Raw genomic sequence first — 734 nt, 5'->3', positions numbered from 1 at the left:
CCTGGAGGGCGTGGTGGCCGCCGGAAGGCTGCCGCACCTCCCCTCGGCCCCGCCGGAGTAGTCACTGGAACCACACCTCGCTCCCCGGCGTCGCTCCTTCTCAGCGGCAGCGGTTAGCCTGGCGCGCAATGCAATCTCCGCTATCGGGATGGGGGACGGTCGTTACGTATGGCCAGGGAATTCCAACGCGGCCACAAGGCCAAGCTCAGTGATCTGACGGCGGGGAGGGACCTGTACGTCGGTGTGCAGATCGCCGGGCCCGGTCTGACCTTCGACATCAGCTGCTTCGGCCTCGACGCGGACGAGCGGCTCTCGGACGACCGCTACTTCATCTTCTTCAACCAGCCCAAGTCCCCCGAGGAAGCGATTCAGCAGCTCGGGCCGCAGGCCGGGGACGCCGAGTCGTTCCGCGTCACCCTCGACAGCATCCCGTCGCATATCCACAAGCTCGCCTTCACCGCCACCATCGACGGCGCGGGCCAGATGTCCCAGGTCGGCCCCGGCTACATCCGGGTCGTCGCGGGCGGCGAGGAGGTCGTCCGGTACTCCTTCACCGGGGCGGAGTTCAGCACCGAGCGCGCCGTGATGCTGGGCGACTTCTACCTCAAGGACGTATGGCGGTTCGCCGCGGTCGGCCAGGGCTTCGACGGCGGCCTTGACGCGCTGCTGAAGAACTTCGGCGGCGAGGTCGCTGAGGAGGAGCCCGCCCCCGCCCTCGTCTCTTATACACATCC

General features: G+C 67.8%; 1 protein-coding gene. It reads left to right on the top strand.

What is annotated here, in order from left to right; translation table 11 throughout:
• Positions 1-168: 168 nt before the first annotated feature.
• Positions 169-734 (top strand): TerD family protein (locus tag CCN51_RS46620; protein ID WP_143676116.1); only part of this gene is annotated, 566 nt, incomplete at its 3' end.

This window comes from Streptomyces milbemycinicus (assembly GCF_002154605.1).
GTDB classification, from domain to species: domain Bacteria; phylum Actinomycetota; class Actinomycetes; order Streptomycetales; family Streptomycetaceae; genus Streptomyces; species Streptomyces milbemycinicus.
The sequence above is the reverse complement of the archived record's forward strand: the minus strand, read 5'-3'. Positions and strand labels throughout refer to the sequence as shown.